At 62.6% G+C, this 25,797-nt stretch carries 19 protein-coding genes; 5 read left to right on the forward strand and 14 right to left on the reverse strand.

Annotated elements, in window-relative coordinates:
• Positions 1–83 precede the first annotated feature (83 nt).
• Positions 84–1,154 carry a GNAT family N-acetyltransferase gene (locus COLINT_RS08140; protein ID WP_006723063.1) on the forward strand — a complete coding sequence of 357 codons (1,071 nt, stop codon included), beginning with the start codon at positions 84–86 and terminating at the stop codon, positions 1,152–1,154.
• 150 nt (positions 1,155–1,304) lie between these two features.
• Positions 1,305–1,553, forward strand: a complete 249-nt coding sequence (locus tag COLINT_RS03870; protein ID WP_006723064.1) for a glutaredoxin family protein — start codon at positions 1,305–1,307, stop codon at positions 1,551–1,553.
• Between the two features lie 267 nt (positions 1,554–1,820).
• On the opposite strand, the gene COLINT_RS03875 is transcribed toward COLINT_RS03870, so the two are convergent.
• The 13 genes from COLINT_RS03875 to COLINT_RS03935 all read right to left on the reverse strand — a co-directional run bounded on the left by COLINT_RS03875 (position 1,821) and on the right by COLINT_RS03935 (position 23,132).
• Positions 1,821–2,972: a cation diffusion facilitator family transporter gene (locus COLINT_RS03875; RefSeq protein ID WP_006723065.1), complete on the reverse strand. Its 1,152-nt coding sequence runs from the start codon at positions 2,970–2,972 to the stop codon at positions 1,821–1,823.
• Between the two features lie 215 nt (positions 2,973–3,187).
• A complete protein-coding gene (rpsJ, locus tag COLINT_RS03880; RefSeq protein WP_039910332.1) occupies positions 3,188–3,496 on the reverse strand; it encodes a 30S ribosomal protein S10 in 309 nt (102 codons plus the stop codon).
• A gap of 66 nt (positions 3,497–3,562) precedes the next feature.
• Positions 3,563–5,668, reverse strand: coding sequence for an elongation factor G (fusA, locus tag COLINT_RS03885; protein WP_006723067.1), 2,106 nt, complete (start codon positions 5,666–5,668; stop codon positions 3,563–3,565).
• A gap of 21 nt (positions 5,669–5,689) precedes the next feature.
• Positions 5,690–6,163, reverse strand: coding sequence for a 30S ribosomal protein S7 (gene rpsG / locus COLINT_RS03890; protein WP_006723068.1), 474 nt, complete (start codon positions 6,161–6,163; stop codon positions 5,690–5,692).
• Positions 6,164–6,207: 44 nt separating this feature from the next.
• On the reverse strand, positions 6,208–6,579 hold the full coding sequence (rpsL, locus tag COLINT_RS03895; RefSeq protein ID WP_039910333.1) for a 30S ribosomal protein S12: 372 nt from the start codon (positions 6,577–6,579) through the stop codon (positions 6,208–6,210).
• 553 nt (positions 6,580–7,132) lie between these two features.
• On the reverse strand, positions 7,133–11,599 hold the full coding sequence (locus COLINT_RS03900; RefSeq protein WP_182282029.1) for a DNA-directed RNA polymerase subunit beta': 4,467 nt from the start codon (positions 11,597–11,599) through the stop codon (positions 7,133–7,135).
• Positions 11,600–11,605: 6 nt separating this feature from the next.
• Positions 11,606–15,094, reverse strand: coding sequence for a DNA-directed RNA polymerase subunit beta (gene rpoB / locus COLINT_RS03905; protein ID WP_006723071.1), 3,489 nt, complete (start codon positions 15,092–15,094; stop codon positions 11,606–11,608).
• A gap of 413 nt (positions 15,095–15,507) precedes the next feature.
• Entirely contained in the window at positions 15,508–17,067 is a 1,560-nt protein-coding gene (locus COLINT_RS03910; protein WP_006723073.1) for an InlB B-repeat-containing protein, read from the reverse strand.
• 236 nt (positions 17,068–17,303) lie between these two features.
• Complete coding sequence (locus tag COLINT_RS03915) at positions 17,304–18,209, reverse strand: UTP--glucose-1-phosphate uridylyltransferase (protein WP_006723074.1); 906 nt, start codon at positions 18,207–18,209, stop codon at positions 17,304–17,306.
• Positions 18,210–18,456: 247 nt separating this feature from the next.
• Entirely contained in the window at positions 18,457–18,834 is a 378-nt protein-coding gene (gene rplL / locus COLINT_RS03920) for a 50S ribosomal protein L7/L12 (protein ID WP_006723075.1), read from the reverse strand.
• 109 nt (positions 18,835–18,943) lie between these two features.
• Entirely contained in the window at positions 18,944–19,465 is a 522-nt protein-coding gene (rplJ, locus tag COLINT_RS03925; protein ID WP_039910334.1) for a 50S ribosomal protein L10, read from the reverse strand.
• 360 nt (positions 19,466–19,825) lie between these two features.
• Positions 19,826–22,186, reverse strand: coding sequence for a ferrous iron transport protein B (gene feoB, locus COLINT_RS03930; protein WP_006723077.1), 2,361 nt, complete (start codon positions 22,184–22,186; stop codon positions 19,826–19,828).
• Positions 22,187–22,403: 217 nt separating this feature from the next.
• Positions 22,404–23,132 carry a histidine phosphatase family protein gene (locus COLINT_RS03935; protein WP_006723079.1) on the reverse strand — a complete coding sequence of 243 codons (729 nt, stop codon included), beginning with the start codon at positions 23,130–23,132 and terminating at the stop codon, positions 22,404–22,406.
• Positions 23,133–23,627: 495 nt separating this feature from the next.
• On the opposite strand from COLINT_RS03935, the gene COLINT_RS03940 reads away from it, so the two are divergent.
• The 3 genes from COLINT_RS03940 (at position 23,628) to COLINT_RS03950 (ending at position 25,516) form a co-directional block, all read left to right on the forward strand.
• On the forward strand, positions 23,628–24,281 hold the full coding sequence (locus COLINT_RS03940) for a hypothetical protein (RefSeq protein ID WP_039910335.1): 654 nt from the start codon (positions 23,628–23,630) through the stop codon (positions 24,279–24,281).
• 205 nt (positions 24,282–24,486) lie between these two features.
• Positions 24,487–24,765 carry an autorepressor SdpR family transcription factor gene (locus COLINT_RS03945; RefSeq protein WP_006723083.1) on the forward strand — a complete coding sequence of 93 codons (279 nt, stop codon included), beginning with the start codon at positions 24,487–24,489 and terminating at the stop codon, positions 24,763–24,765.
• A complete protein-coding gene (locus tag COLINT_RS03950) occupies positions 24,755–25,516 on the forward strand; it encodes an SdpI family protein (protein WP_006723084.1) in 762 nt (253 codons plus the stop codon). The genes COLINT_RS03945 and COLINT_RS03950 overlap by 11 nt, the downstream gene beginning before the upstream one ends.
• A gap of 79 nt (positions 25,517–25,595) precedes the next feature.
• Here the strand turns inward: COLINT_RS03950 and COLINT_RS03955 are convergent.
• Positions 25,596–25,797, reverse strand: a 202-nt coding sequence (locus tag COLINT_RS03955; protein WP_006723085.1) for an IS3 family transposase, incomplete at its 5' end; no start/stop codon positions are given.

Consider the following 25,797-nt stretch of genomic DNA (forward strand, 5'->3'; position numbering starts at 1 on the left):
TTCTCAATCGTAGCCCGCAAAAGCTTGCAAACAGCCCTCACAACCACACTCCGACCACCCTCCCAACCCTGAAAGGCACATCCATGGAGCTCTTCTCCACCCGCCTTGCCCTGCGCCCCTGGGCAGACGCTGACGCCCCGGCCCTCTTCGAGCTCGCACGCGACCCGCGCGTCGGAACCGCTGCAGGCTGGCCGCCACATACGAGCGAAGAACAGAGCCTCGACATCCTTCGTAATGTCCTACAAGGGCCCGAGCAATACGCCATTACATTGCGCGAAAGCGGCGAGCTCATCGGCGCAATCGGTCTTTTAACAGGCGATGCCTGCGATTATCTCGAGGCGGACGATGAGTATTCCGTCGGCTATTGGATCGGTGTGCCCTATTGGGGTCAAGGCTTTGCCGCCGAGGCCCTTCAGCGCCTCATCGACCACGCTCGCGATTCCCTGGGCGCTCGGGCCATCTACGCGGACCACTTCCTCGAGAACACCCAGTCACACCGCGTCATGGAGAAGTGCGGCCTTTCGCCTGTCCGCACGCAAACCACTGGCGTCCTTTATCCGGCAGGCAAGCGTGACGTGCTCATCATGCGGCGCCTCCTTGTTCCGCACATCGAAAGGAATGACATGAACCACCCCATGAAACAACTCCCCGAGCGCGCCATTGACGAACAGGAAGCCCGCGACATCCTCCGTATGGGCGAATACTGCGTCGTCGCCACCGTCGATGAAGACGGTCATCCTTACGCCACGCCTCTCTCCTACGTCCTCGACGGCGACTCCCTTCTTATCCATACCGGTATCGCCGGCGGTCAGAAAACGGACAATTGGACGCGCGACCCACGCGTGTGCGTGACCGTGGCCATGGATATGGAGCCCGTCTATGTGAAGGAAAACGGCGAGCCGGGGTTCTTCGCCACGCGATATGCCAGCGTCATCGCAACCGGCACGGTTCGCCGCGTCGTTGAACCAGCCTGCGCGCGCCGCGCGCTCGCCCAGCTCTGCCTCAAATACTGCCCCGAGCATCGAGACAAGATCGGAGATGCCATCGAATGGGAGCTGCCCGCGACCGCCGTCTGGGCTATCGACCTCGAGCATATCTCCGGCAAGGCGGGACGGCGCATCCCGAACGGCAAAGGCGCGGTAAGCCCGCACTAGCCACGATGTCCACTCCGCCCCGGACCCTTATCAACGATCGCCCCACAGATCGACGATTGCTTTCATGGCGATAGAGTCGTCGCGCATTCACGACGCAGACTTTGGGGTATAGACTACCCGTTCAGTAGTATTTCAACGAAAGGAAACCGCATGAACGCCAATCATGAACTCGCCCTGTATTATCGCCCGACCTGCCCCTTCTCCATCAAGGTGCTCGACTTCATTGACCGCAAGAGCGTGACGATTCCCTTAATCGATATCTCTCAAGATCGCGATGCGGCAGCCACCCTGATTGAAGTCGGCGGCAAACAGCAGGTGCCCTGCCTGTTCATCGACGGCAAGCCGCTTTATGAATCCAGCGACATCATCTCCTGGATCGATGAGCATCTTTGCCGATAGCTCAGATACGATACGCTGACGCAGACAGGCACCGACGCGCCTTTCCACCCGACGGCATGAGCCCGCAGCTCATCTATGCGAGATGAGCATTCAGAGCCCCTCAAGCAATGCGCCCTAAACCACAAGGCCCTCTCTTACGAGAGGGCCTTGCTGTATCAGGTGTTCACGGGACGCGATCGATCGCGCTCCTAGTCCGTCGACACAGCTGCATAGGTGTTGTAATTCGTCGCGGGCTGCATGGGCGCCATCATGATGCGCCGCATTCTCTTACTGCTCGGCGCTCACATAGTCTTCGTCGACGGTGATTTTTGGAACCGCTTCGGGATACTCCTCAACGACCATGTCGCCGAGCTTTCGTTTGAACTCAGACGGGCTCAATGCACACTCAACCGGATGCAGGCAGTCGAAAATCACATTCGTGTGAGTCGGGCCGGGAACGCATCTCAGATCATGGATACTCGCCTCGCCATCGATACTCTTCGCCATGGCGTCGATCTTATTACGCATATCAACGACATGTGGGTCGTTCGTAACGATCGGGTCGTAGTGCAGCGTGACGATGAGGCCGTCATCGTCTTTAAATGCCTGCTCGATGTTATCCAGCGTGTCGTGGCTCTCCATGGGATCGGTCTCGGCGGCCATTTCCACATGGGCGCTCGCAAACTGCCGACCCGGGCCATAGTCGTGAACCATGAGGTCATGAGTGCCCAAGACACCTGGATAGGACATGATCTTCGAGCGGATGTGGGCAACGAGCTCGGGATCGGGAGCCTGCCCGAGAAGCGGGTTGACCGTGTCGCGAATGAGCTCGATGCCGCTCCAACCGATATACAGGCCGACCGCGAGTCCGACCCACGCATCGAGCTCGATGCCCGCCACATAAGCGATGATGGCACACGCAAGCACTGCGCCTGTGGCGATAACGTCGTTCTTGGAATCCTGGGCCGTGGCAAGAAGCGTCTCGGATTTTATGCGCTCGCCGAGCACGCGGTTGAGATGCGCCATCCAAAGCTTAACCGCCATGGACCCCGCGAGGACCACCACCAAAGCGAGAGAGAACTCGACTGGACTTGGATTCAACACCTTGTCGATTGAAGATTTGACGAGCTCGACACCGATCATGAGGACGAGCACGGCAACGACGAGACCGGATAGGTATTCAAAGCGACCATGGCCGTAGGGATGCTCGGGGTCAGCCGGCTTGCTGGCGAGCTTGAATCCGAGAACGCTCACGATGTTGGAACTCGCGTCGCTCAGATTGTTGAGCGCGTCGGCAACGATCGAGACCGACCCTGACAGGATGCCAACCAGGGCCTTTGCGATGCAGAGCAGCACATTCAACGAGATACAGACAACCCCCGCCAAGGCGCCGACCCTACCACGGTCGCCTTCGGATCTGGCGATAATCCATTCGATCAAAGGTACCCCTTCCTTCGATAAGAGAAACTACGGCAAAACGTTCGCCAGAGGCGAGGCCTGTGAGCACATATCCGCCAGGAACACTCGCCTCTGGCGAATGTTTTGAGTCATATCCACAGCATTAGGCATTCTGTGGCAATGGCAAATGGCCGCCACCCCATGGGCAGCGGCCATTTCAAAAGCGCGAAACGCGATTCAAGCGGTAAGACTAGACCTTAGAGCTTGATCTCGATGTCGACGCCGGCAGGCAGGTCGAGACGCATGAGGGAATCGACGGTGCCGGGCGTGGGATCGAGGATGTCGATCAGACGCTTGTGGGTGCGCATCTCGAACTGCTCACGAGAGTCCTTGTTCACGTGAGGAGAGCGGATGACGGTGTACAGGTTGCGCTCGGTCGGCAGCGGAATGGGGCCGGAGACGCGGGCACCGGTCTTCTGAGCGGTGTCGACGATGAGCTTGGCGGACTGATCCACGACCTCGTGATCATAGCCCTTCAGGCGAATCCTGATCTTCTGGCTGGACAACTTAACCTCCAACAATGGATAGCGAGGGCAGCCTCGCGGTGTGTTTACAAGTACAGGCGACAGACCTTAGTTGGTGCCGTTCTTGGCCATGACCTCGTCCACGATGGACTTGGGAGCCGGCTCGTAGGAGTCGAACTGCATGGTGTAGGTAGCACGGCCCTGGGTCTGGGAGCGAAGGTCGGTAGCGTAACCGAACATCTCGCCCAGCGGCACCTTGGCACGGATGAGCTTGCTGTTCCTGCGATCCTCCATGCCCTCGATCTTGCCGCGGCGACCGGAGAGGTTGCCCATAACGTCGCCCATGTACTGCTCGGGGGTCTCGACCTCGACAGCCATGATCGGCTCGAGCAGCTGCGGATCGGACTTCTTGAGGGCGTCCTTGATAGCCATGGAACCGGCGATCTTGAAGGCGGCCTCGGAGGAGTCGACCTCGTGGTAAGAACCGTCGAACAGGGTGACCTTAACGTCGAGGACCGGGAAGCCGGCGATAACACCGGTGTTCAGGGCCTCTTGGATGCCCTTATCGATGGACGGGATGTACTCCTTGGGCACGACGCCGCCGACGATAGCGTTGACGAACTCGTAGCCGAAGCCCTCCTCCATCTTCTCGAGCTTGATGACGGCGTGGCCGTACTGACCGCGACCGCCGGACTGACGGACGAACTTGCCCTCAGCCTTCTCGACGTCGTGACCAGCGGTCTCGCGGTAGGCAACCTGGGGCTTACCAACGTTAGCGTCAACCTTGAACTCGCGGAGCAGACGGTCGACGATGATCTCGAGGTGCAGCTCGCCCATGCCGGCGATGATGGTCTGGCCGGTCTCGTGGTTGGTGGACACCGTGAAGGTCGGGTCCTCCTCGGCGAGCTTGGTCAGAGCCAGGGACATCTTGTCCTGCTCGGCCTTGGTCTTGGGCTCAATGGCAACGTCGATAACGGGCTTAGCGAACTCGATCTTCTCGAGGACGATCTCCTTGCCCTCGGAGCACAGGGTGTCACCGGTGGTGGAGTTCTTGAAGCCGACGCAAGCGACGATGTCGCCGGCACAGGCGTCGTCACGATCGATACGCTCGGCGGCGTTCATCTCGAGGATGCGGCCGAGACGCTCGCGCTGGCCGTTGGAAGCGTTGACCACGTAGGAGCCGGACTCGGCGCGGCCGGAGTAAACGCGAACATAGGTGAGCTTACCGACGAACGGGTCGGTCATGATCTTGAAGACCAGGCCGGAGAAGGGCTCGTCGAAGGAAGGATGACGCTCGATCTCCTCGCCGGTGTCCGGATCGGTACCGGTGACGGCCTCGACGTCGATCGGGCTGGGCAGGTAGTCGACGACAGCGTCGAGCAGCTCCTGAACGCCCTTGTTCTTGTAGGCGGAGCCCACGAAGACGAGGTTGAGCTCGTTGGCCAGAACGCCCTTGCGCAGAGCAGCCTTGAGCTCCTCGACGGTGAAGTCCTCCTCCATGAGGATCTTCTCCATGAGCTCGTCGTCAAAGCTGGCAGCAGCGTCGAGGAGCTCCTCGCGCTTGGTGGCAGCGATGTCAGCGAACTCAGCCGGGATCTCGTCCATCGGCTCGGGGTAGGTCATGCCCTTCGCGTCGGCCTTGAAGTCCCATGCAGTCATGGTGACCAGGTCGATGACGCCCCAGAAGTTGTCCTCGGCGCCCATCGGGACCTGAGCAGCCACGGCGTTAGCGTCGAGACGATCCTTCATGGTCTCGATAGCGTTGAAGAAGTCAGCGCCCACGCGGTCATACTTGTTGATGAAGGCGATGCGGGGGACGTTGAAGGTAGAAGCCTGACGCCAAACGGTCTCAGACTGGGGCTGAACGCCGGCAACGGCGTCGAAGACGGCGACAGCGCCATCGAGGACGCGCAGGCAGCGCTCGACCTCGGCGGTGAAGTCAACGTGGCCCGGGGTGTCGATGATCTGGATGCGGTAGTCCTTACCGTCCTTGTTCCAGAAGCACGTGGTAGCAGCGGAGGTAATGGTTACGCCGCGCTCCTGCTCCTGAACCATCCAGTCCATGGTGGCAGCACCCTCATGGACCTCACCGATCTTGTGGGTCTTACCGGTGTAGTAAAGAATACGCTCGGTCGTGGTGGTCTTACCAGCATCGATGTGAGCCATGATGCCGATGTTACGGGTATCGGAAAGCTTGTACTTGGGCTTAGCCATGTCTTAAGTCCCTTCCCTGAATTACCAGCGGTAGTGAGAGAACGCGCGGTTGGCCTCGGCCATCTTGAAGACGTCCTCGCGCTTCTTCACGGAAGCGCCAACGCCGTTGGAGGCGTCGAGGATCTCGGCGGCCAGACGCTCGGCCATGGTCTTCTCCTTGCGGGCGCGGGAGAAGTTAACCATCCAGCGGATGCCCAGCTGGGTGGAACGACGGGCGTTGACCTCCATGGGGACCTGGTAGGTGGCGCCACCGACGCGCTTGGGCTTAACCTCGAGCGTGGGCTTGATGTTGTCCATGGCCTTCTTGAAGACGGAGAGGGCGTCCTCGCCGGTCTTCTCGGCAACCATGTCGAAGGCGGTGTAAACGATACGCTCAGCGGTGGCCTTCTTGCCGTCAAGAAGGACCTTGTTGATGAGCTGCGTCACGAGGCGGTTGTTGTAAACAGCATCAGGCTGAACCTCGCGGCGGTGATTCTTAGCTGCACGACGCGGCATGTTATATCTCCTCTATCTGAATATGATCGGGTCTACTCGCGAGACTACTTCGGGCGCTTGGCACCGTAGTGGGAACGAGCCTGCTTGCGGTTGGCAACCGGGGCGCAGTCATAGCAGCCGCGGATGATGTGGTAACGCACACCGGGCAGGTCGCGAACACGGCCGCCGCGGACGAGCACGATGGAGTGCTCCTGCAGGTTGTGACCCTCACCGGGGATATAAGCAGTGACCTCGATGCCGTTCACGAGGCGCACACGGGCGACCTTGCGAAGAGCGGAGTTCGGCTTCTTAGGAGAGGTGGTGAACACGCGGGTGCACACACCGCGCTTCTGAGAGTTGCTCTTGAGAGCGGCGTTCTTGGACTTCTTGGGGACCGAGCGACGGCCCTGGCGAACCAGCTGGTTGATAGTAGGCAAAGCGTACTCCTTCTCGAAATATCCAGCTTCCATTCCATGTGCAACGGCATATTAAGGGGCGTCAGCATCCGCCCACAAAACACGCAGTTCGCTATGATACGCGCGCGTACCTGGACGGTCAACAGACCACGCGCCCGGGCGTTTCCTATTTTGGAGCATATTCCGTAGAGTCTCCATAAACCACAAATGAGACGTCCATCGCGCTGACAGTTTTGAACGGCTCTGCCCGATTGCCTATGGCAGTGTCCCGATTACCCATGGCGGTGTCCCGATTGCCTATGGCAGCTTTGAGATTGCCTATGCTTGCATGCCGTTTGATCAATTCCTAACGGAAGATTTCCATAGGCAATCTTCGTCGATGTTGGGGGGGTGGCGATAACGTCGCCTACGACGACAATCACCACGGTACCCATACATCGACACGCGCAAATATCCCCATATATGCGCACATGCAAAAGCCCGCCCTCCCCTTTCGGGAAAGGCGGGCTCTGCAATCAGGATTGCCGGCTGCAGGCGCAAGTCGCCTACGAACGCCAGGAAGCCGGGCCAGGAACTAGTCCTCCTGCTCCTCGGGATAGACCTCATCGGTGTCGACGAGCTTGTTCAGCAGCTCGTCGAGGGAGGCCATGTCCTCGTTGATGACACCGTTGCCATCCTTGGACTGGGCCGGGGCACCGATCATCTCCTCATCGGTGTCGAGGTGATGACGCGGGGCGCTCGTGCCGAGCAGGATGTCGTCGGGGCCATCCGGGGAGAAGACCATCTGCAGCAGCTGGGAGAGGTCTTCCTCGTCGGCGACGTCCTCGGTGTTCTCGAGGATGTAGAGGAGGTTGTGCTCCTCCAGGCCGTCGCGGAGCTCCTCGATGGCCTTGGCGCCGATGCCGTCGATGCGGAGCAGGTCCTCCTCGGACTTGCCAACCAGGTCACCGACGACCTCGATGCCGACCTCGCTGAACTTGTTGGTCCAGCGCTGGGACACGCCCAGGTCGTCGAAGAGGTACAGACGGGCATCCTCGGCGGAGATGGTGCGGCCGTTGCGGGTGATGTGACCGCCGTCGGCCGAGAAGTCGCCACCGCCGAAGTCGAGCTGCTGAGGCAGGACGGTATCGAGCTCCTTGAGCTCCTCCGGAGCCCACTCGGGCAGGACCTTGGCGTGCGGAGAGGACGGGTTGTCCACCGGGACGTAGCCCTCCTCGGTGCGGTAGGTCATGCCGGCCTTGGCATACGGCTTGAGGCCGGTACCCGCCGGGATCTTCTTGCCCACGATGACGTTGGACTTGAGGTCGAGCAGGTGGTCGACCTTGCCCTCGATGGCGGCCTCGGTGAGGACGCCCGCGGTGCGGATGAACGACGCAGAGGACAGCCAGGAGTCGATCGAGGAAGCGACCTTGAGGGTACCCAGGATCGCGGGCTCGGCCGCAGGCGGGTTGAGGCCTTCGCGCGCCACGCGCTCGACCTCGTCGGCGAACTCGTAGCGGTCGACGTACTGGCCGAGCAGGTACTTGGAGTCACCGGGGTTGGTGATCTGGACGCGGCGCAGCATCTGGCGAGCCATGACCTCGATGTGCTTGTCGTTGAGGTCGACGCCCTGAGAGTTGTAGACCTCCTTCACGTTCTCGACGAACGTGTGCATCGTGGACTCGATGTCGGTCAGCTGGCGCAGGTTGCGGAAGTTGACGAAGCCCTTGGTGATCTGGTCACCGGCGCGGACCTCGCAGCCATCCTCGATGCCGGGCATGAACTGGACGGCAGCGGGGACGCGCTTCTCGTCCAGGATGCGGCTCGGGTCGTCCGTGTCGGTGAGCGTGAGCACGTACTCGGACTTCTCGGGCTTGATGGCGAGGTGACCGGAGAACGGGGCCAGATCGGCCTCGCGACCGAGGATCTTCTCGTTGACGTTGCCGACGATGTCGAACATACGGGAAACGGTCGGGAGACCCTGGGTGATGTCCGCAACGCCAGCGACGCCGCCGGAGTGAATCGTACGCATCGTAAGCTGGGTGCCGGGCTCGCCGATGGACTGGGCGGCAATGATGCCGACCGCGGTGCCGATGGCAACCGGGCGACGGGTGGACAGATCCCAGCCGTAGCACTTCTGGCAGACACCGTACTTGGAGCGGCAGGTCAGCAGCGCGCGCAGAGAGACCTTCTTGAGGCCGGCGTCGACCATCTTCTGGAGGTCGTCGACGCAGGTGATGTAGGCATCCTTCTCGAAGAGCACGGTGCCATCCGGGGCGACGACGTCGTCCAGGAAGCAACGGCCCACGAGGTCGGCGTTGAGGTCCTCGGTACCGGGGATGATGAGGTTGTACGCGCAGCCCTCGGTGGTGCCGCAGTCCTCTTCGCGCACGATGACGTCCTGAGCCACGTCGACGAGACGACGGGTAAGGTAACCGGAGTCGGAGGTGTGCGAAGCGGTATCGACGAGGCCCTTACGAGCGCCGTAGGTGGAGATGAAGTACTCGAGCGGGAGCAGGCCCTCGCGGAAGTTCGCCTTAATGGGAAGGTCGATGGTCTCACCGGACATGTCCGCCATCAGGCCGCGCATGCCGCCGAGCTGACGCAGCTGGGCCTTGGAGCCTCGAGCGCCGGAGTCGGCCATCATGTAGATGGGGTTCTCCTCGTCGAACATGGACAGCATCTTGGAAGCGACCTCGTCGGTGGCGGCGGTCCACTCGTTAACGACCTCGATATGGCGCTCCATCTCGTTGAGGAAGCCCTCCTCGAAGTACGCGTTGATCTGGTCGACGTTGCTCTGGGCGCGGTCGAGGACCTGCCACTTGTCGTCCGGGATCAGGGCGTCCCACACGGAGATGGTGAGGCCGGACATGGTGGCGTAGTGGAAGCCGGAGTACTTGATGGCGTCGAGGATCGGAGCGACCTCGGCCTCGGGGTAGCGATCGCAGCAGTCGGAGACGAGCTTGGCGATATCGCCCTTGACCATCTTGTAGTTGATGAACTCGTAGTCGGCCGGCAGGCACTGACGGTTGAAGATGATGCGGCCGATCGTGGTCTCGAAGCGAGCGGTCTTGGAACCGGTCACGTCGTAGTCCTCGATGGAGTTCTTGCCGGTCTTCACGCGGAAGAGCTTGGTGCCGTCCTCGAGCTCGACGTTGGCCTCGGCCTCGGAAACGCGGACCTGGACCTTCGCCTGCAGGTCGACGCCGGCCTCGGCGCGGCAGTCGTAGGCGCGCAGGGCGTCGTCGAAGCTGGCGAAGACATGGCCCTCGCCGGCCATGCCGTCGCGAGCCTGGGTCAGGTAGTACACGCCGATGATCATGTCCTGGGAAGGAATGTTCACGGGCTTACCGGAAGCCGGGGAGCGCAGGTTGTTGGAGCTCATCATCAGGATGCGAGCCTCGGCCTGGGCCTGGACGGACAGCGGAACGTGGACGGACATCTGGTCGCCGTCGAAGTCCGCGTTGAACGGGGCGCAGACGAGCGGGTGCAGGTGAATGGCCTTACCCTCGACCAGCACGGGCTCGAAGGCCTGGATGGAGAGGCGGTGCAGCGTCGGTGCGCGGTTGAGCAGCACCAGACGGCCGTCGATGACCTCTTCCAGGATGTCCCAGACGAAGGAGGCGCGACGCTCGATGGCGCGCTTGGCACCCTTGATGTTCTCGACCTTGCCGAGCTCGGTCAGGCGCTTCATGACGAAGGGCTGGAACAGCTCCAGGGCCATGGTCTTGGGCAGACCGCACTGATGCAGCTTGAGCTTCGGGTCGGTAACGATGACCGAACGGCCGGAGTAGTCGACGCGCTTGCCGAGCAGGTTCTGGCGGAAGCGGCCCTGCTTGCCCTTGAGGGCCTCGGCCAGCGACTTCAGCGGGCGACCGCCACGGCCGGAGACCGGGCGACCACGACGGCCGTTGTCGAACAGGGCGTCGACGGCCTCCTGGAGCATGCGCTTCTCGTTGTTCACGATGATCGCAGGGGCGTCCAGGTCGAGCAGGCGCTTGAGTCGGTTGTTACGGTTGATCACGCGACGGTACAGGTCGTTCAGGTCGGACGCGGCGAAGCGGCCGCCGTCGAGCTGGACCATCGGGCGCAGATCCGGCGGAATGACCGGGATCACGTCGAGGATCATGTTGGCGGGGCTGTTGCCGCCCTTGAGGAAGGCATCGACGACCTCGAGGCGCTTGACGGCCTTCTCGCGCTTCTGCTTCTGGCTGTCCTCGTCGGCGATGATGGCCTTGAGGGTCGCGGCCTCCTGCGGAAGGTCGATGGCGTCGAGCAGGTCACGGATGGCCTCGGCGCCCATGCCGCCCTTGAAGTACATGGAGTAGTAGCGCTTCATCTCGCGGAACAGCGGCTCGTCGGAGACGAGATCGCGCTCATTGAGCTGCATGAACGCCTGGAAGGCCTCGGAACGGAGGTCCTTCTCGTCGCGACACTCCTCCTCGATGTCGACGATGCCGGCAGCGATCTCCTCGGGGGTCAGAGGCTCCTCATCGGAGAACTCATCGAAGTTCTCAGGGTTGCCCTGCTCCTTCAGAGACTCGATCTGACGGGCGCACTCGGCGTCGATCTCCTCGAGGTCGGCGGCGAGCTCCTCGCGCAGGTCGTCGGCGTCGGCCTCACGGGCCTCATAGTCGACGTGGGTGATGATGTAGCTCGCGAAGTACAGGACCTTCTCAAGATCCTTGGACTTGATGTCGAGCATGCGGCTCATCGGGAACGAGGTCGGGCTCTTGAAGTACCAGATGTGGCTGACGGGGGCCGCCAGCTCGATGTGGCCCATGCGCTCGCGGCGCACCTTGGCCGTGGTCACCTCGACGCCGCAGCGCTCGCAGACGATGCCCTTGAAACGGATGCCCTTGTACTTGCCGCAGGAGCACTCCCAGTCCTTGGCGGGACCGAAGATCTTCTCGCAGAACAGGCCGTCCTTCTCGGGCTTGAGGGTACGGTAATTGATGGTCTCGGGCTTCTTGACCTCGCCGCGCGACCACGAGCGGATCTTGTCGGCGGAAGCAAGCGAGATCTTTACCGAGTCGAAATCAGTAGCTTCGAAATCTGCCACAGTCAACTACTCCTTATCGGTCGTGGTGGCGGCGAGCTCATCGAGGATGGCGTCGGCCGCGTCGGCGGAGGTGTCGGCCTCATCGATGGAGGGCAGGTCGAGCTCGGAGTCCTCGGCGGCGGGAGCCGGCGCAGGCGCGGGCTCGGCGTCGCGAATGGGCTCGATGTCGAGCGCGAGCGAGCGGATCTCCTTGACGAGAACCTTGAAGGACTCGGGGATGCCGGCCATGGGGACGTTCTCACCCTTGGTGATGGCCTCGTAGGTCTTCACGCGGCCGACGGTGTCGTCGGACTTGACGGTGAGGATCTCCTGGAGGACGTTGGCGGCGCCGTACGCGTACAGCGCCCAGACCTCCATCTCGCCGAAGCGCTGGCCGCCGAACTGGGCCTTACCGCCCAGCGGCTGCTGGGTGACGAGGCTGTAGGGGCCGGTCGAGCGAGCGTGGATCTTGTCGTCGACCATGTGGCCGAGCTTCAGGATGTAGGAGGTGCCGATGGTGATGGGCTCACGGAACTGCTCGCCGGAACGGCCGTCGTAGAGCACGGTCTTGCCGCGCTCGTCGAGCTGGGTCACGAACGCGGGGTTCATGTGCTCGCCAAAGCGCTCCGTGGCCAGGTTCACCATGTTGCGGTTGGCGCGACGGATGACCTCGGCGATCTCGTCCTCGTGGGCGCCGTCGAAGACGGGCGTCGCAGTGAAGAACGGACCGGGGATGTACTTGTCGGAATCCGCGGACTCGGTGTCCCAACCGCAGGCGGCAGCCCAGCCGAGGTGGCACTCGAGGAGCTGGCCGACGTTCATACGGGAGGGGACGCCCAGCGGGTTCAGGATGACGTCGACCGGGGTGCCGTCGGACATGTAGGGCATGTCCTCCACGGGCAGGACCTCGCAGATAACACCCTTGTTGCCGTGGCGACCGGCGATCTTGTCGCCCTGCTGGATCTTACGACGCTGCGCGACGTACACGCGAACCTGCTCGTTCACGCCGGGGGCGAGGTCGTCGCCGTTCTCACGGCTGAAGCGCACGACGTCGATGACGCGGCCCTCAGCGCCGTGGGGCATCTTGAGGGAGGTGTCGCGGACATCATGGGCCTTGGTGCCGAAGATGGCACGGAGCAGGCGCTCCTCGGCGGTCAGCGCGGACTCACCCTTGGGAGAGACCTTACCGACCAGGATGTCGCCGGCCTTGACCTCGGCGCCGATGCGGATGATGCCGTCCTCGTCGAGATTGGCGAGCATGTCCTCGGACAGGTTCGGGATCTCGCGGGTGATCTCCTCGGGGCCGAGCTTGGTGTCACGGGCATCGAGCTCGTAGCGGGAGATGTTGATGGTGGTGAGCAGGTCCTCGGAGACGAGGCGCTCGGAGACGATGATACCGTCCTCGTAGTTGAAGCCCTCCCACGGCATGTAGGCCACGGTCAGGTTCTGGCCGAGGGCGAGCTCGCCGTGATCGGTGGAGGGGCCGTCGGCCAGGGGCTGGCCCTGCGTGACCTGATCGCCCACGCGCACGAGCGGGCGGTGGTTGATGCAGGTGGACTGGTTGGAGCGCTGGTACTTGGGCATCTTGTAGGTGTCCAGGCCCTCGGCGGTCTTCACCGTGATCTTGGCGGCGTCGGCGAAGATGACCTCACCGGCGCGCTTGGCCAGGGTGACCTCGCCGGAGTCGATGGCGGCGCGCTTCTCCATGCCGGTGCCGACGTACGGGGCGACCGGGTGGACCAGCGGCACGGCCTGACGCTGCATGTTGGCACCCATGAGGGTACGCTTGGCGTCGTCGTGCTCGAGGAACGGGATGAGCGTGGCCGCGACGGAAAGCATCTGACGCGGGGAGACGTCCATGTAGTCGACGTCTTCGACCGGCACGTCGGCGGGAGCGCCGAAGGAGCCGTCGAAGTCGCGCGTACGGGCGACGACGGTGTGGGGACGCACGAGGTTGCCATCGGCGTCGACGGTCACGAGCTCGTTGGTCTCGGGATCGATCGGCGTGTTGGCGGGAGCGATGATGTGCAGCTCCTCCTCATCGGCGGTCATCCAGTCGATCTGGTCGGTGGCGACACCGTTCTCGATCTTGCGGTAGGGAGCTTCGATGAAGCCGTACTCGTTCACACGGGCGTACAGGGCCAGCGAACCGATCAGGCCGATGTTGGGGCCTTCAGGCGTCTCGATGGGGCACATACGGGAGTAGTGCGAGTTGTGGACGTCGCGGACGGCGGTCGGCACGTTGGTACGGCGGCTGGAGCCGGACTTGTGACCGGCCAGGCCACCGGGGCCGAGTGCGGACAGACGGCGCTTGTGGGTGAGACCCGTCAACGGGTTGGCCTGGTCCATGAACTGAGAGAGCTGGGAGGAGCCGAAGAACTCCTTGATAGAGGCCACGATCGGGCGGATGTTGATGAGGCTCTGGGGCGTGATCTCGTCGACGTCCTGGGAGCTCATGCGCTCACGCACGACGCGCTCCATGCGGCTCATGCCGATGCGGAACTGGTTGGCCACCAGCTCGCCCACGGTGCGGATGCGGCGGTTGCCGAAATGGTCGATGTCATCGACCTTGAAACCGTGCTCGCCCGCGGCCAGGGACAGCAGGTAACGCAGGGTGGCGATGATGTCCTCATCGGTGAGGACAGTGACGTCCTCCTCCGTGGTGAGGTTGAGCTTCTTGTTGACCTTGTAGCGGCCGACGCGGGCGAGGTCGTAACGCTGCGGGTTGAACAGCAGGCCCTCGAGCAGGCTGCGGGAGGCGTCGACGGTCGGCGGCTCGCCGGGGCGCAGACGACGGTAGATCTCGATAAGGGCATCCTCGCGGGTGAGGGCGGTGTCGCGCTCGATGGTGCGCTTCACGACATCAGAGTCACCGAGGAGCTCGAAGATCTCGTCGTTGGTGACGGCGATGCCCAGCGCGCGCAGGAACATGGTGGCGGACTGCTTGCGCTTACGGTCGATGGAGACCACGAGCTGGTCGCGCTTGTCGACCTCGAACTCGAGCCAAGCACCGCGGGCCGGGATGACCTGGGCCTTGTAGACCTGCTTGCCGCCGTCCATCTCGGAGCCGTAGTACACGCCCGGGGAGCGGACGAGCTGGGAGACGACGATGCGCTCGGTGCCGTTGATGATGAAGGTGCCCTGGTCGGTCATCATGGGGAAGTCGCCCATGAAGACGAGCTGCTCCTTGATCTCGCCCGTCTCGAGGTTGGTGAGACGGACCTCGGTCAGAAGCGGGGCCTGATAGGTCATGTCCTTCTCGCGGCACTCGTCCACGGTGTGGGACGGGTCGCCGAACTGATGGTGACCGAAGGTCACCTCGAGCTGGTGGTTCTGGCTCTGGATGGGGCTGGACTCCTTGAAGGCGTCGCGCAGGCCCTCGTCCATGAAGCGCTCGAAGCTCTCCTTCTGCACGGAGATGAGGTTCGGCAGCTCCATCGTCTCCGGGATCTTCCCGAAGTTGACGCGTGTGCGCTCGGTGGCGGTCACGGTCTGTGTGGCGTTTGCTTTCGGCACCAGGTGTTTCCTCCTTCTTGGGAAAGGCGGTTGATCCGACGGAATCCGTGCCCCTCGCCCTGCGATGTGCAATTGGGACGGGTGCAAATTACACATGCTACCGTCCTCGCACGCACATACACCGGCAATAGGCATAGCTCCGCCAGGTAATGCAATCTACTAGTTTATCAGGTCAATTTCGTTCGGCAATAAAAGTCTTGACTATGGATTCTTTTTGGGTTAAAGAAAATCTTTTCGACAACTCTGCAGGTAGATGAGCCAAATCGAACACCTGTTCATGTGTTTTGAGTGAACGGGCTTTGCATGGCACCGCCGAACGGACGAACGGCGCACGAAAAAGGCCCCACGGTCGAAACCGTGGGGCCGGGATGGCTCAACGTGATGGCGCTCGGCCCCTGGGCTCGATGCGCGTCCTACTTGCGACGACGGGCGGCCATGAAGGCAGCAGCGGAGCCGAGGGCGGAGACGGCGACCGCGATCATGGAGGCGTCACCGGTCTGGGGGAGCTTGTCGCCCTTGGCGGGCTTATCGCCATTCTCCGGCTTATGCTCGGGCTTGACCTCAGGCTTAACCTCAGGCTTAACCGGATCGGCGGGTTTGAGCTCGGCGGCCGGAGTGCTCCACTTGGCGTACACGGTAATGTCACCGGAGGTGTGCTTGGCCGGGTCGAAGGCGTCCTTGCCGTCCTTGTCCAGGAACCAGCCCCCGAAGACATAGCCCTTGGGGTGGACCGGGTTGGCGGGCAGGGTGACGGCGGCGCCCTCGACGGCCTCGACGGCGGTGTCCTCGGTGCCCTCGATCTTGTCATCGAAGGTCACGGTGTAGGCCTTGACGAGGTTGCCCTCAGCCTGGGCGATGGCAGCGTTGAGGTCGCTCACGGCGCCCAGGTTCTCGGTGGCGGTGCCGGCCTTGATGCGGGCGAGCAGGTCCTCGGCCTTGGCAAGGGTCTCCTCGAGAGCCTTCACGGTCTCGGCGGAGTAGTCGCCGGCATGATCGCGCAGGAGGGCGCGGACGCGGGCGATGGTGGCCTCAAGATCCTTCGTGTCATAAGCCTGGGTCTGGTCGATCTTCTCAGCGCCGGTGATGGCCGCCTCGAGGATATAGCTATCCCCACCCTTGTCCTTTGTGGTGCCGTTGAGATACAGGCGCACGTACCGGCCCTTGACAGGGTCCTTGCCGGCCATGAGATCCTTGCCGGCAGCAGTCTCCTCGTAATACGAGTCGGTCGGATTCACGCCGAGCTTGAACACGTCGGCCTTATCGTCAGCGGAATAATACACAACGGACTTGCTGGCGAAATTCGGGTCGTCGGAAACCACGAGAGCCGTGTGCGCATAGCTAGCGCCATCAATCGGCTTGCGCCACAGCGTGAAGGTGTCGATGGACTCGCTTGCCTTGAGGTCGAACTGGATATAGACGGGAGCCTTCATGCCCTTTCCGCCAACGTGCGCAGTGCCAGCAAAGGAGCCCTCTCGCCACACGGCCTTGCCATTCACGGCCTGCTTGAGGGGATTACGCCTATAGGTGGGCTGATTATTGCTCACGCTCGAATCAAGCCAGTAAGCGCGAAGCAGGTCGGAAGTGCCCATATTCGCATCGTCAGCATTGTCGCCAAGGATTGCATCGCTCTTGGGGTCGGTGAACAGGGAGAGGTTCTTACCAGGCTTGAGCGTGCCATACGCATCGTCAAGGTTCTTGAAAGCCTGCTCGTATGTGCCACTTATCTGGTCGGTCAGTATCAAGTGGGCGCTCGTAAGGGCGTTTCCGACTTTGCTCGTGGCCCAAGACTCAGAAGTCACAAACGGCTGCGCTGCGGCAACCTTGTCCACCATCTGCTGCAGCTGCCCCTTGGACACCTGCTGAACCTCGACGATAGGAGCATCAGCGTAGGCTACAGGCGCAGCGACAACGCCCCCCATGAGACCCGCCACGACGGCAAGCGCCGCGCCGGTCTTAACAATTGCACGGTTCATAAAACCCCCAACTGAGGACCGAAGTCCTCGATATGCGGACGCGCGGTCAAAGGCGCGCCCTTCTCATAATCTCTCATAAGCTCAGTAGGTCTATGAGAATTTTACCTGTGAATTATAACGCGGGGTTTCACGACGCAACGCGAAAACAGAAATCCCGCACGGAACAACCCGTGCGGGACAAGGAAGGGCGACGTGCGCCCGCCATATGAGGATTGAGGAACCTGCAGGCACAAGTCCTAGCGGCTGAGCCCACCGCGCTCGTCGACGGCCGCCCAGAACTCGCCGGCGAAGCGGGGGTCGCTCGCGGCCATGAGGGCGTTGGTGGCGATCCAGCCGGAGGGGGTGCCGGTGTCGTAGCCGGACAGCGGGTCGATGACGACGGCGTACATGGCCTCGCGGTCCAGGCTGCGCGCCATGGCGTCGGTCAGCTGGATCTCGCCGCCCTTGCCGGGCTGCTGGTTGGCGAGCAGCTCCATCACGAGCGGGCTCAGCAGGTAGCGGCCCACGATGTAGAGGTTGGAGGGGGCCGCCTCGGGGCTCGGCTTCTCGACCAGGCCGCCGATGCGCCACACGGCGCCCGGCTCGGTCTCCCCCGCGCCCTCGCAGCCCTCGAGCGTGCCCACGAAGTCGCCGGCGATGACGCCGTAGCGGTCCACCTGGTCGGGCGCGCAGGGCGCCACGGCGATCACGGACGCGCCGCCGTGGGCGCGGGAGACCTCGAGCATCTTGTCGCAGATGTCCTTGGCGGGCACCACGTAGTCGCCCAGCAGGACCAGGAAGGGCTCGCCGGCGCAGGCGTCGGCGGCGGAGCGGATGGCGTGGCCCAGGCCCTTGGGCTCGTACTGGTAGCGGAAGTCCACGGGCATGTTGCCGGCGTGGGCGATCGCGTCGGCGTAGCCGGCCTTGCCGCGCTCGCGCAGCAGGGTCTCCAGGGAGCGGTCGGGCTGGAAGTAACTCAGCAGCTCGGGCTTGCCGGGGCTCGTCACGATGATGGCGGCGTCGACCTCCTCAGGGTCGAGGGCCTCCTCCACCACGTACTGGATGACCGGCTTGTCGAGGACCGGCAGCATCTCCTTGGGGGTGCACTTGGTGGCGGGCAGGAAGCGGGTGCCGAGGCCGGCGGCGGGGATGATAGCCTTCATTGACTGTCCTTTCAGCACGACGCGCGCTCGTCGCACGCGAATTAAAATGCGCAATGTGCATACATTTGGCTATGTTACTCGTCCGAGAACGATTTATCGAATTCCACACGGATATCCCGCAAGTATTTTGCAATACCCCGTCACGGGCCGCCGTTTTACGAAAAAAGCGGGACCCACCAACGTGGATCCCGCCTATATGAGCGCGATATGGCTCAAGCAGTCCGCAGGTGATGCACCTGCGCGGAAACTACTTCAGGGTAACGGCAGCGCCGGCAGCCTCGAGCTTCTCCTTGGCGGCCTCGGCGTCCTCCTTCTTGGCACCCTCGATGACGGCCTTAGGAGCGTTCTCGACGACCTCCTTGGCCTCCTTCAGGCCGAGGGAGGTGAGCTCACGGACGACCTTGATGACCTGGATCTTGTTGTCGCCGAAGCCCTCGAGCACGACGTCAAACTCGGTCTTCTCCTCGGCCTCCTCAGCGGCGGCGACAGGGCCGGCCACGACGGCGGCAGGAGCAGCGGCGGAAACGCCGAAGGTGTCCTCGATAGCCTTGACGAGCTCGGAAGCCTCGAGCAGGGTCATTTCCTTCAGAGCCTCGATGATCTCATCGGTGGTAAGCTTAGCCATTTCTAAGTCCTTTCGGTTTCCCTGCGTTTGGCAGGGAGATCAAAACTAAAGTACGGCGCGTTGTGCGCCAGGGGTCGCGACCGTCAAGCGGCCGCGGGAAGGCCGCCGACTAGGCTGCCTTCTGCTCGGAGATCTGCTGAACGGTGCGGGCGAGACCAGAGGAAACGCCGTTGACGCAGACAGCGATGTCGCGAGCGAAGCCGTTGATGAGACCGGCGATCTGACCCAGGAGCTGATCCTTGCTGGGGAGCTCGGCGATGGCGTCGACCTCGGCGGCGGAAACAGCCTGACCGTCAGAGATACCGCCCTTGATCTCCAGGACGCCCTTGGACTTCTTAGCGAACTCCTTGAGCACCTTGGCGGCGCTGACGGGCTCCTCCTCGAAGAACACGTAGGCGAGCGGGCCGACCAGCATCTCGTCCAGGTTCGGCTGCTCCTTGTTCTCCAGGGCGATGCGGACGAGGTTGTTCTTGTAAACCTTCATCTGAGCGCCAGCCTCACGGAGCTGTTTGCGAAGCTCCTGAGCCTGAAGAACGGTGAGGCCGTTGTAGCTCACGACGTAAACGCCGGCGTTGGACTCGATCTTGGACTCGATCTCGGCAACTGCATCGATCTTGTACTGCTTTGGCATGTGGTACACCTCCTTCTTTTTCTTTTCCGGGCACGACCGCCAGGATGTGGGCGGGGGCATGCCTCGAAAAAGAAAGCCCCCGCGCTGCTTGAGCGACGGGGGCGAGAAGACAAGTGCTACTCAACCACCTCGGCTGGCGGGTTTCCCCTTTACTCCGTGGTGCTCGCTTGCGCGGGCACGCTGGAACCGGCTGTCTCTGGCAGCAATCGTGCGTGTGCGATTTGGTAGTATCGCAGCCGCCGCCGATTGCGTCAAGACGGCCGACGCGATCGAGAACGTATGCACAGCTTGCACACATGCGGAGCGCCAATGGCGCGCCATGTGCAATTTGCACCCGTCCCCAATTGCACCCGTCCCCAATTACACAAAGCCGAGGGCGAGGCCGACGAGGCGCACTATGAAGGCGACCACCCATGCCACGACGCACTGCAAGGCGAAGACGGCGACCGCCCAACGGGGGCCGAGCTCGTTCTTCACAGCGCCGATGGCGGCGACGCACGGCGGATAGAGCAGGGTGAATACGAGGAACACGTACGCGGTGAGCGGGGTGAACAATCCCGTGAGCGCGGCGGCGGACTCGGTGCCCAGCAGCACCGCCAAGGTGGATATCACGCTCTCCTTGGCGAGCAGCCCCGTCACGAGGGCGGTGCTCGCACGCCAATCGCCGAATCCCAACGGCTCGAGGACCGGCGCGATGATGCCGCCCAAACCGGCGAGCAGACTGTGCGACTGGTCGGCTACCACGTTGAGCTGGCCGTCGAAGGTCTGCAGGAACCACACGACGATGCTCGCCGCGAAAATGATCGTGAACGCCCGCTGGAGGAAATCCTTGGCCTTATCCCAGGCGAGCATGACCGTCGTCTTCGCACTCGGCAGGCGGTAATTCGGCAACTCCATGATGAAAGGCACCGGCTCGCCGCGGAAGGCCGTCCGTTTGAATATCAGCGCCATGACCGCCGCCACGACCACGCCCAGCACATACAGCGAGACCATGGCCAAGACGCTCCCCCGCGCGAAGAACGCGGAGGTGAGCAGACCGTAAACCGGGAGCTTGGCTGAGCAGCTCATAAACGGGGTGAGCATGACGGTCATCTTGCGGTCGTGCTCGGATGGAAGGGTCCGCGTGGCCATGATGGCCGGCACGCTGCAGCCAAATCCCACGAGCATGGGCACGAAGCTGCGGCCCGACAGGCCGAAGTGACGCAGCACCTTGTCCATTACAAACGCGACGCGCGCCATATAGCCCGAATCTTCGAGCATCGACAGCAGCAGGAACAGCACCACGATCAGGGGCAGGAAGGACAACATGCTGCCCACGCCGGCGAAGATGCCATCGATCACGAGCGAGCGCACCACGGGGTTGACCCCCATCGAAACGAGGCCATCTGAGACCATCGCCGTGACCTGCGCCACGCCGACTTCCATAAGGCCCTTGAGCCACGCGCCCACCGAGCCGAACGACAGCCAAAAGACAAGCGCCATGATGAGGAGAAACGCCGGGAACGCCGTGTACCGGCCGGTGAGGATGCGGTCGATCGCCACTGAGCGCTTGTGCTCGCGGCTTTCGCGCGGTTTGACCACGCACGCACGGCAGACGCCGCCGATGAAACCGAAGCGCATGTCGGCCAGCGCGGAGAGGCGCTCCTTGCCCGACTCCCCCTCCATCTGGCTGATGACGTGCTCGAGAGCCTCGAGCTCGTTTTCGTCCAGGCCCAGCGCCTCGCGCACCAGCGCATCCCCCTCGACGAGCTTGGTCGCGGCGAAACGGGGCGGAAAGCCCGCGCGCACCGCATGATCCTCGACGAGATGGATGACGGCGTGGATGCAACGGTGCAGGGCTCCGTGGTCCGGACCGTCGGCGGGGCAAAAATCCTGACGCCCGGGCAGCTCGCGGTGGCGCGCCACGTGCAGGGCGTGCTCGACGAGCTCGGATATCCCCTCGCCCTTTGCAGCGGAAATGGGCACCACCGGGATGCCGAGCATGCCCTCGAGGCGGTTCACGTCGATGGTGCCGCCGTTCGCGGCCACCTCGTCCATCATGTTGAGAGCGAGCACCATGGGACGGTCGAGCTCCATGAGCTGCAAGGTGAGGTAGAGATTGCGCTCGATGTTAGTCGCGTCGACGATGTTGATGATGGCGTCGGGTTCCTCCTCGAGAATGAACCGACGGCTCACGACCTCCTCGCTGGTATAAGGGGAGAGCGAGTAAATCCCGGGCAGATCCGTGATAGTCACATTGTCGTGCCCCAGTATGCGGCCGTCCTTGCGGTCGACGGTCACCCCGGGAAAGTTGCCGACATGCTGGTTCGAACCGGTGAGCTGGTTGAACAGGGTCGTCTTACCGCAATTCTGGTTGCCGGCAAGCGCGAACCGCAAAGGCTCGTCGGCAGGGGCGCATTGCCGGCCTGCGCGCGGCCGACAGACGCACTCTCCGATGGCGGGATGTTCGGATGCCGCAGGGGCGGGATTCTCACGCGGGGCGTTATGGGCATCGTGCACGTCGACGAGCTCGATGCGCGCGGCATCGGCGAGGCGCAGCGTCAACTCGTAATCACGAAGCCGAATCTCCACCGGATCGCCCATGGGGGCGTGCTTCATCATGGTGACCTCCGTGCCCGGGGTCAGACCCATGTCCAAGATATGCTGATACAGCGCCGCGTCATCGGAGTCGACCGATGCCACGATGGCGTCCTTGCCGATCTCAAGCCTGTCGAGCCTCATATCGCACAATCCCCTCACGGGCGCATCGCCCCGATGCGCCCCATGGTCGATCAGCCGCAACGGGCGGCCAAATTCCAACAGCCTTCATACTACCCACGCATGCAAACGATGTCACGCATGGCAAACTTTCCATATTGGCCGCACTCGACGGGCGGACGAACGATCCGGCATGACAAGCCCCCATCGAAAGGCGGCCATCCGACACGTCGCGCATCAGCTAGATGGGCAGCCCCTCCCCGCCCAGATGCGCCGCCGGGTCGGCGACCTCGACCAGCGTGAACGACGAACCGTCGAAGCGATACACCAGCACGCAGCAATTGGGGAAGGGACTGGGGAGCTCCACCTCGGCGGTATGCTCCCAGGCGCGGGCGAATGCCTTGCAAGCCGCACCATGACTCACCGCGAGCACGTTACCTGAACACGGGGCACCCTCATCGAGCGGACGTACCGCGCAGGACTCGACCGGCGCATCCGTGCGGCCGGGCACGGGGTTGCGCGGACCGATCGACTGGCCTGACAAAACGCCTTTCGGCGCGGAGACCGGTCTCGCCTCGTAGTCCCCGCGCATCACCGCCGCGAGCGTCGAGGTCAGGCGCGCCTCGAGCTTCGACTCCGGCTCGCCGCCAAACGACACGGGATAATCCCCCATGGGTTTGGGCAGGGCCAGCACGTCGGTGCCCTCAAGATCGCCGAACGAACGCTCGCGCAATCCCTCGAGACGCTGATACGCACCGCCCCACAGCAGCTCCATCGTGCCGCACGCGCGCTCGGCAGGCGAGCTGAACGCCGCATCAAAGCGCACGCCGCGCTCTCCCAGCCACAATGCCGCGGCGCGGGCCTGCTCACGGCCCAGATCCGTGAGCGGGGAATCACAGCGACCCTGGATGAGCAGTCGGGTGTTGAACACCGTCTGACCATGACGCACGAGATACAACGTTGTAAACATGGATGCTCCTCCAGGGTTCGACTATGAGGTGCCGCAGCGGGCGAGCGACACAGCGGATGAGGATCGACACGTCCGACGGCGCGCATCGGCCGCGTTTGCAAAGCCCCGCCGCGAGGGCGAGAACTCGTGATTCCACGGCAACGTTCTCCCAACCGCGTGCGACCGTATATTTTGGTCGCAAAGTGCCAAGCTGTCACAGAATGGCATTTTACGACCGTTTTCCAGCCCAATTGCCCTCAGAAATGGCCGTAAAATGCCAGGCTGCATCAGATTGGCACTTTACGACCATTCCCTTGCGCGCTCATGATGCTACGTGCGCGTACCCGCCCCGCCGCACCTCTGCACTCCGCCGCACCTCTGCACTCCGCCGCACCTGCTCCGTCGTACCTTTGCACTCCGCCGCACCTTCACATTGGCTCGAGCATGCGCGTGGCACGGGGAGTCGACACGGGGTACAGTACTCCGTACGGCTCTCGGGATAGAAAGGGCGAGACCATGGCACACACCCCCATCGAACGCGAGGAGCCGCCGCGCGAGCGCACCGCGCTTCCCGTCCGACTCGCCCTCGTTGATGCGGGGCTGTCCGACCCCCACGCATGTCTCGACCATCTCTCCCACGACCTGCTTGAAGCGCTCGATGTCTACGAGCACCACATCCCCCTGTCCGCTTACGGTGCCGCGCGCGTCATCGACTCGCGTGTCTACACCCTCTCCCCCGCCGATGCAGACACCTCCCGCACCTGGACATCCCTTTGCGCGCAGCTACACAGCGACGAGCATGCCGGTCACGCACGCACGCCGTTGCTGTACGCGATTGCATGCGCGGATAAGCACGGCTTAATCCAAGCCCGCATGGCACTCGAACACCTCGGTTCCGCCTGCCGTGCGGAAGATGTCCCCTGGGGCGGAGGCATCGCCGTGGGCGGAGGCCTGCTCGTGAGCGCCTCCGTGCGCAGCCCGCGTATGGGCCGCATGCGCCGACGCCGCTCCGAGGCGATCGACATGCTCATTGCCGCCATACGCTCGAGCTGCGGCGTGAGCGCCCTGCCCAATCAAAACTCATCGGACCTCATCATCGCGCCATGCCCGGTCCCGCGCTTCCTCTACGCCCCCACCTGCAAGGCCTACCGGCACTATCGCTGGGAATAATCGGACCCCTGCCTTTTCATCCAGACCATATAGATGATTAGAAGTTTGTCTAAATACTTCTTGACTTCATTATTAGATGAGTGTCTAATTGTCTAACGTTCAACCGCGAGTCGATTTGTCCGTACAACCGCTTGGCACATGTGCACGGTGCCGGCGCATCAACGACGTGAGACCGCGCACACCTACGAATCTTTAAGGAGGAGATATGGGAGGAGAAGCCTTCAAGGCGCTTGCCGATCCAACACGCAGGCACATCCTTGAACTGCTACGCACCAAGGACCTTACCGCCGGCGAAATCGCCGAGCACTTCGACATGACCAAGCCTTCGCTCAGCCACCATCTGAACGCCCTCAAAACGGCCGGTCTGGTCGACGCCGAGCGAGACGGCCAAAACATCATCTACAGCCTGAACACCTCGGTCCTGCAGGACCTTATGGGCTGGTTTTACACATTCACCGATAGGAGCGAAGATCATGAGCGATAAGAACCTCGACGTCTCGACGAAATCCAGCGAACAGGCGGCAAAGACCCAGCAGGCGGCCCCGGCCAAGATAAACCCCGTCGGTCGTCGGACGTTCCTCGTGCTCGTTGCGATATGCGTCGCAAGCTTCATCGGTCATCTCGTGCTCCTGCCCCATATGCCCGAGATGATCCCCACGCACTGGGACAGCGCCGGCAACGTCAACGGATACACCGGGCGCGTCGCGATCATCGGTCTCGATGCGCTGCCGCTCCTGTTGCTCGCCATGCTCCGTTATCTCCCCGGCATGGATCCACGGGGCCAGGCCTATATGCGCATGGGGTCGTTCTACAACGGCTTTGTCGTCCTGTTCACGCTCTTCATGGTCGGGATGACCTGGACCTCCGAGCTCACCGTATTCGGTATCCTGCCCGAAAACGGCAGCCCCATAGGCACGATCACGACTTTGGTGGTCGGCATGGGCTTCATTCTCTTGGGCAACTACATGCCCAAGATCAAGCGCAACTACACGTTCGGCTGCAAGACCCCCTGGGCACTCCACGACGAATGGAACTGGCGTCTTACCCATCGCTTCTGCGGCACGGCGTTCGTCATCTCGGGCTTCGCCACCATCGCAGGGGGCCTGATCTCGATCTGGCATGGCCAGGCCTCGCTGTGGATTCTCCTGGGGTCGGTGCTTGCCTCGAGCATCGGGACCTACGCCTACAGCTATCTCGTATTCCGCAACGGCAACAAGCCGCTCCGCAGCCGCTGAGTATTCCCCAACATACGACAAGGCGCCGACCCCCCCGTGAACTGCAACCCAAAACTTGGACGGCCTAAATAAAGAGCGGCTAGGCCGCTAAGGACTGATTCCGGAACTCCTCCGGGGTCAGTCCTTTCAGTTTAACCTGCCTCCGCCTCGTGTTCCAATGAATCACGTACGCGTCGAGGTCTCGCTTGAATTCCTCGAAACTCGGCCACCTCCGGCCTCGGAAGAACTCGTCCTTGATATGGCCGAAGACCTGCTCGGTGGCGCCGTTGTCGATGCAGTTG

It is taken from the genome of Collinsella intestinalis DSM 13280 (assembly GCF_000156175.1).
Classification (GTDB): Bacteria; Actinomycetota; Coriobacteriia; order Coriobacteriales; family Coriobacteriaceae; genus Collinsella; species Collinsella intestinalis.

Bases quoted from the DNA above. Each gene is read 5' to 3' on its own strand.
- COLINT_RS08140 (WP_006723063.1), top strand. From the start codon at position 84: ATGGAGCTCTTCTCCACCCGCCTTGCCCTGCGCCCCTGGGCAGACGCT.
- COLINT_RS03870 (WP_006723064.1), top strand. From the start codon at position 1,305: ATGAACGCCAATCATGAACTCGCCCTGTATTATCGCCCGACCTGCCCC.
- fusA (WP_006723067.1), bottom strand. From the start codon at position 5,668: ATGGCTAAGCCCAAGTACAAGCTTTCCGATACCCGTAACATCGGCATC.
- rpsG (WP_006723068.1), bottom strand. From the start codon at position 6,163: ATGCCGCGTCGTGCAGCTAAGAATCACCGCCGCGAGGTTCAGCCTGAT.
- COLINT_RS03910 (WP_006723073.1), bottom strand. From the start codon at position 17,067: ATGAACCGTGCAATTGTTAAGACCGGCGCGGCGCTTGCCGTCGTGGCG.
- COLINT_RS03915 (WP_006723074.1), bottom strand. From the start codon at position 18,209: ATGAAGGCTATCATCCCCGCCGCCGGCCTCGGCACCCGCTTCCTGCCC.
- rplL (WP_006723075.1), bottom strand. From the start codon at position 18,834: ATGGCTAAGCTTACCACCGATGAGATCATCGAGGCTCTGAAGGAAATG.
- rplJ (WP_039910334.1), bottom strand. From the start codon at position 19,465: ATGCCAAAGCAGTACAAGATCGATGCAGTTGCCGAGATCGAGTCCAAG.
- feoB (WP_006723077.1), bottom strand. From the start codon at position 22,186: ATGAGGCTCGACAGGCTTGAGATCGGCAAGGACGCCATCGTGGCATCG.
- COLINT_RS03935 (WP_006723079.1), bottom strand. From the start codon at position 23,132: ATGTTTACAACGTTGTATCTCGTGCGTCATGGTCAGACGGTGTTCAAC.
- COLINT_RS03940 (WP_039910335.1), top strand. From the start codon at position 23,628: ATGGCACACACCCCCATCGAACGCGAGGAGCCGCCGCGCGAGCGCACC.
- COLINT_RS03945 (WP_006723083.1), top strand. From the start codon at position 24,487: ATGGGAGGAGAAGCCTTCAAGGCGCTTGCCGATCCAACACGCAGGCAC.
- COLINT_RS03950 (WP_006723084.1), top strand. From the start codon at position 24,755: ATGAGCGATAAGAACCTCGACGTCTCGACGAAATCCAGCGAACAGGCG.